Raw genomic sequence first — 5952 nt, forward strand, 5'->3', positions numbered from 1 at the left:
GCGTAGAGCCTGGCGACCTTGTAGCGACCCTGCTCGACGACGAAGTCCGCGCCCAGCAGGCCGACGGCGACGGGCGCCTCCTGATGCACGTCACCACCGCCGGCACGGTTGTGGCCGACCTGCAGTTCGCCAATCATCTGCACGAGCAGGTCGTTCAGGTCCTCGCGGCGCTGCACATGGGCCAGTTGCGGCAGATAGCGGTCATAGACGGCCTGCCAGTTCAAGCCATGCATGGCCGGGTCGTAGAAGAACTCCTTCTCCATCCACCAGGCCTCGTCGAAGATCTGCTTCCACTCGGCCTTGGGGTCGACACGGGCTCGCAGGCCCGACAGGTCCAGCGGCTTGCTGTCGCCCTTGTCATTGGCATCGCCCACCTCCAGCTTGCCGCCGGCCACGGTCAGCAGCAGCTTCTTGTGGTCTTCGCTCAGCGAGAACTCGGCAATGCCGGTGCGCAGCAGTTTGGGCTTGCGCTCCTCGAAGTCGAAGCGCCACAGCTCGGCCGTCGCGCGACGCTCGGCCTGCGGCGGCTCGTTGCTGGCGCCGGGTTGCGGGCGCTGCAGATAGAAGAGCGCGCCGTCCGAGGCGACTGCCAGGTTGTCGTAATTGCGCTCGGCCACCGGCAGGGCCACGACGCGATCGATCAGGCCATCGAGGTCGACCTTGATCGGCTTGACCGGTTCGGGCTTGGGCTTTTCGTCCTTCTTGGCGTCGGCCTTCTTGTCGTCTTTCTTCTTGTCCGTTTTTTCGTCCTTCTTCTCGTCCTTGTTCTCGTCCTTCTTGTCGTCCTTCTTGCCATCCTCGTCACCCGCCTTGGGCGCCAGCGGCGACTTGCCGTCGGCCGCGAGCACCACGGCGTAGAGGCCGGCACGGCGCGGGCGCTCCTGCGTGGACAAGTCCAGGCCGACCTGGCTCGGGCCGGAGTTGATGGACGCCGTGAAATACAGGTAGTCGCCCTTGGCCGAGAACGTCGGGTTGCCGGCGTGGGCCAGGCCGTCGGTGACGGCATGGTTGCGACCGGTCGCCAGGTCGTGCAGCACGATGCGGCTGAAATAGTTCTCGCCCGAGGTCGTGTAGGCCAGCCAGCGGCTGTCCGGCGAGAAGGACACGGCATAGCCGTCGGCGCCGAAGCGGCGCACGTCGGTGGCGATCCTGACGAGCTGACCGCGCTGCGGGCCGGGCACCAGGCTCAGCCGATAGAGGTTGAGGTGGTTGTCCTGCAGCACTAACTGATTGCCGTCAGGGGACCAGTCCATCAGCGCGAAATAACCCTCCTTGGGCAGCAGGAAGCGCTCCTTCGCACCCAGGCCGGTCTGGTTCTGCAGCACCAGCTCATGGCGCATGCCCGGGGCGTCGGACAGATAAGCCACGCGCTGGCCGTCGGCGCTCCACAGCGCGTCCTTCTCGCGCACGCCGGCGGTCTCGGTCAGGTTGCGCACGCTGCCGTCCTTGACCGGCACGGTGAACACCTCGCCACGCGCACTCACTACCACGCGCTTGCCGGTGCTGGACAGCTGAGCATGGGTCAGCGTCTTGCCAGCATCCTTCCACTGCGGCCGCGCCTGAGGCGCGATGCTGGTGAGCTGGATGTCGAGCACGCGCGGCGTGCCGCCCGCCAGTTCTATCTGCTTGATGCGGCCACCGGACTCATAGACCAGGGTCGTGCCGACGGCGTCGACGCTGCGCACGTCCCACTGCGTCTCCTTGGTGAGCTGGCGCAGCGCCTTGGTGCCGGGGTTGAAGGCGAACAGGTTCGCCGCGCCATCCGCTCGGTCGGAGATGAACACCACCTCGCCGCCGGCCCACACGGGCGCCGAATCGGTTGCGTTGACGTGGGGAATCTCCTGCCAGCGCTGGCCGGCATTTGGACCTTGCATGTCCATGACCCACACCGGTGGCGTCGAGCCACCGCGGCTCTGGCGCCAGCCGCTCATGCCGGCATAGGCGGCGTTGTAGGGGCGGTAGGCCAGCTGCTTGCCGTCGGCCGACCAGGCGCCCTCGAAGGCCACGGCCTTCATGACCTGCTTCTCGTAGCCGCCTTCCACGCTGACCTCGTAGAGCTGGTTGCTGCGGTTGTTCAGCACCTCGCGCGGCGAGGCGAACAGCACGCGCTTGCCATCAGGGCTCCAGCCGCTGACGACGTCAGCCGTCGGGTGCCAGGTCAGGCGCTTGGGCGCGCTGCCGTCCAGGCCGATGACGTAGACGTCGGTATTGCCGTCATAGCTGGCCGAGAAGGCGATGCTCCTGCCGTCCGGCGAGAAGCGCGGCGCGAACTCGGCAGCCGCATGGCTGGTCAGGCGCCGGGCATTGCCGCCACTGCGGTCAGCCAGCCAGAGATCGCCGGCATAGACGAAGGCCAGGTGGTCCTTGGAGACGGCGGGCTGGCGCAGCATGAGCGTCGGTTCGGCCGCCAAGGCCGCGCCGGAGGTCATCCAGGCACAGGCCAAAGCCATGGCGATACGGGTCAGGGTCATCGGGATCTCCGATCAGACGAAAACCCGCGACTCTAGTGCGCCTTGGGCGCGGCTCCGAAAGTCAGCGCCGGGCTGAGTTGGCCCTGCCGAGTCAGCCCGGCTGGCGCTTGAACCTGGCCTTCAGGCCGCCGGCGATGATGACCAGGCCGGGGATGAGAATCATGGCCCAGATGATCTTGTCCAGGTTGGTTTTGACCCAGGGCACGTTGCCAAAGACATAGCCGATCAGCGTGACGCCGCAAACCCACAGCACGCCGCCACCCACGTCATACAGCGTGAACTTGCGCCGAGTCATCTGCGCCACGCCGGCCACGAAGGGCGCGAAAGTGCGCAAAAAGGGCATGAAGCGGGCCGCAACCAGGGTGATGCCGCCGTACTTCTCGTAAAAGGCATGGGCCTTCTCGAAGGCGGCCTTGTTGAAGAAGCGCGAGTCCTCCCACTGGAAGACGCGCGGCCCGAAGTGCCGGCCGATGCTGTAGTTGCTCTGGTTGCCGAGGATGGCCGCCGCCGTCAGCAGCGCCATGGACAGGCCCAGGTCCATCAGCCCGACGCCACACATGGCGCCGACGACAAAGAGCAGGGAATCCCCCGGCAGGAAGGGCATGACGACCACGCCGGTCTCGACAAAGATGATCAGGAAGAGCAGCGCATACACCCAGGCGCCGTAACTCGCGACGAAGTTGGCCAGGTGCTGGTCGACGTGCAGGACGAAGTCGATGAGGAAGGGAAGGAAATCCATGGGCGGCGATTATCCCGGCCCGGACGTGACAGCCGGACGGCGCCGATAATCCGGTCGATGGATTTGCCCCTGCCCGACCTCCCTGCCCCACGCGCCATCCGCGAACTGCCCGATGAGCTGATCAGCCAGATCGCCGCCGGCGAGGTCGTCGAGCGCCCGGCCTCGGTGGTGCGCGAGCTGGTGGACAACGCACTGGACGCCGGCGCGAAGAACATCCAGGTCAAGCTGATGGCCGGCGGCGTGCGGGCCATCGTCGTCGAGGACGACGGCTGCGGCATCCCTGTCAACCAGTTGCCCTTGGCACTCAAGCGCCATGCAACGAGCAAGATCGCCAGCCTGAGTGACCTGGAATCCGTCGCGACGATGGGATTCCGCGGCGAGGCCCTGGCCGCCATCTCGTCGGTCTCCGACATGGCCATTGCCAGCCGCACGGCCGCCGACGCTCACGCCCACCGGCTGGACGCCCGCAGCGGCGAGCTGCAGCCGGCCGCCCGTGCGCGCGGCACCAGCGTCGAGGTGCGCGAGCTGTTTTTCGCCACCCCCGCCCGCCGCAAGTTCCTCAAGACCGACGCCACCGAGCTGGCCCATTGCGTCGAAGCCGTGCGCCGCCATGCACTGGCGCGTCCCGACGTCGGCTTTGCGATCTGGCACGAAGGCAAGCTCGTCGACCAATGGCGCGCCGCGTCCAGCGAGCAGCGCATTGCCGATGCGCTGGGCGCAGACTTTGTCACCGAGAGCCGCCCCTTCGAGCACAGCTTCGGCCCCTTGGCCCTGACCGGACGCGCCGGCCTGCCCGAGGCGGCGCGCTCGCGGGCCGACCAGCAATACGTCTGGGTCAATGGTCGCCATGTGCGCGACAAGCTCATCAGCCACGCCATCCGCTCCGCCTACGAGGACGTGCTGCACGGCCAGCGCCAGCCCAGCTATGTGCTCTTCATCGAGATCGCGCCCGAGCTGGTGGACGTGAACGTGCACCCGACCAAGATCGAGGTGCGCTTTCGCGACGGCCGCGCCATCCACCAATCGGTGCGCCGCGCCTTCATCGACGCGCTGGCCCAGTCGCGTGCGGACGCCGCCGGCGTCGAATCGGCCATGGCGCCGCTTGGCTTCGAGCCGACGATGCCGGCCACGCTCTTCGTCTCGGAGCCGCGCCCGGCCTACCAGTCCTATGTGCCGCCCGTGCCGCCGACGGCCGAGCAGGTCAGGCTGTCCCTGGTCCAGCACGAGGCCTTGTGGGCCCCTGGTGAAGCTCCTGAGCCCGAACCTGCGACAGCCGCGCCGACGATCAGCTTGAAGATGAAGTTGCCGGACGAGGACTGGCCGCTGGGCCGCGCCATCGCGCAGATCCAGGGCGTCTACGTCCTGGCCGAGAACAAGCAAGGCCTGGTCATCGTCGACATGCACGCGGCCCATGAGCGCGTCGTCTATGAGCGGCTCAAGGCCAGGCTCGGCGCGACCCAGATCGAAAGCCAGCCGCTGCTGATCCCGGTCAGCTTCGCCGCTACGGCCGAGGAGGTCGCCGCCGCCGAGCAGCATGCCGACACGCTGTCAAAGCTCGGCCTGGATGTCGCCCCGCTGTCCGCCCGCACCTTGGCCGTGCGCTCCCGCCCCGCCCTGCTTGCGGCCTCCGACCTCGTCGCGCTGACCCGCGAGCTGCTCGCCGAGATGGCCCAGTTCGACGCCAGCTCGGTGCTCGAACGCGCTCAGCATGAAATCCTCGCCACCATGGCCTGCCACGGCGCCGTGCGCGCCAACCGGCAATTGACGCTGGACGAAATGAACGCGCTGCTGCGCGACATGGAAGCCACTGAACGCGCCGACCAATGCAACCACGGCCGCCCCACCTGGCGCCAGCTCGACATGCGCGAGCTGGACGCTCTTTTCCTGCGCGGACGCTGAAAGAAAACGATGGCCACCATCACCCTCAAGGGCAAGCCCAAGCCTGCTGCCAAGACTCGCAACGCCGAGGGCGAGAAGCGCGCGCCGGTGCGCGGCAAGGGCGTCTCCAAGCCCCGCACGACGCTTGCCAAGGCGCAAGCCGACCGGGCCGAGCGCGAGGAGCAGTTCCAGAAGTCGCAAGCGCAGCGCGCCGAGCGGCCTGCACCGGCTCGCGACGAGCGGCCGGCTCGCCCGAAGCCGACGGGTTTCAAGTCTGACTGGCAGCAGCAGCCGCGTGGCGATGCGCCGCCGCGCCCCGAGCGTGGCCCGCGTGCACGACCCGACGAGCGCCCGCCGCAATACCGCGGCGACGCACCGCAGCGCCCAGAACGCGCCCCTCGCGCGCGACCGGACGAAGGCCCTCCTGCTGACCGCCCACCGCGCGTCGACCAACGCCGTGTGGCTAACCGCGGCCCCAACTTCGAGCCGCCGCAGCGCCCGCAGCAACGCCGCAACCCGGCTCGCGAAGTCGCGCCCGAGGACGGCGAACGCCTGTCCAAGCGCATGGGCGAGCTCAAGCTTGCTTCGCGTCGCGAGGCCGATGACTGGATCGCCGCCGGCTGGGTGCGCGTCAACGGCAAGGTCGCCGTGCTGGGCCAGCGCGTCGGCCCCGACGTGCAGATCGACATCGACCCCGCTGCCCGCAACCAGCAGGCTCAGCTCGTCACCGTGCTGCTGCACAAGCCCATCGGCTATGTGTCCGGCCAGGCCGAAGACGGCTATGACCCGGCGGTCGTGCTGTTCCAGCCCGAGAACCGCTGGGCGGAAGACGCCTCCGGCATCAAGCCCAACGCCGGCCACCAC

Annotated in this window: 4 protein-coding genes; 2 read left to right on the forward strand and 2 right to left on the reverse strand. The window is 68.2% G+C overall.

The window, feature by feature from the left end; translation table 11 throughout:
• Together AC1DU6_RS17555 and AC1DU6_RS17560 are read right to left on the reverse strand one after the other, a co-directional pair.
• The coding region (locus AC1DU6_RS17555) for a S41 family peptidase (RefSeq protein WP_477858589.1) at positions 1-2471 on the reverse strand (2471 nt) is incomplete at its 3' end.
• A 91-nt stretch (positions 2472-2562) separates the two neighbouring features.
• Complete coding sequence (locus tag AC1DU6_RS17560; RefSeq protein ID WP_056201588.1) at positions 2563-3210, reverse strand: DedA family protein; 648 nt, start codon at positions 3208-3210, stop codon at positions 2563-2565.
• A 57-nt stretch (positions 3211-3267) separates the two neighbouring features.
• Here AC1DU6_RS17560 and mutL point away from each other — a divergent pair, with 57 nt between their 5' ends.
• Positions 3268-5109, forward strand: a complete 1842-nt coding sequence (mutL, locus tag AC1DU6_RS17565; protein WP_477858591.1) for a DNA mismatch repair endonuclease MutL — start codon at positions 3268-3270, stop codon at positions 5107-5109.
• 9 nt (positions 5110-5118) lie between these two features.
• Positions 5119-5952 (forward strand): S4 domain-containing protein (locus AC1DU6_RS17570; RefSeq protein ID WP_477858593.1); only part of this gene is annotated, 834 nt, incomplete at its 3' end.

The sequence above is a fragment of the Roseateles sp. P5_B10 genome, from assembly GCF_056400485.1.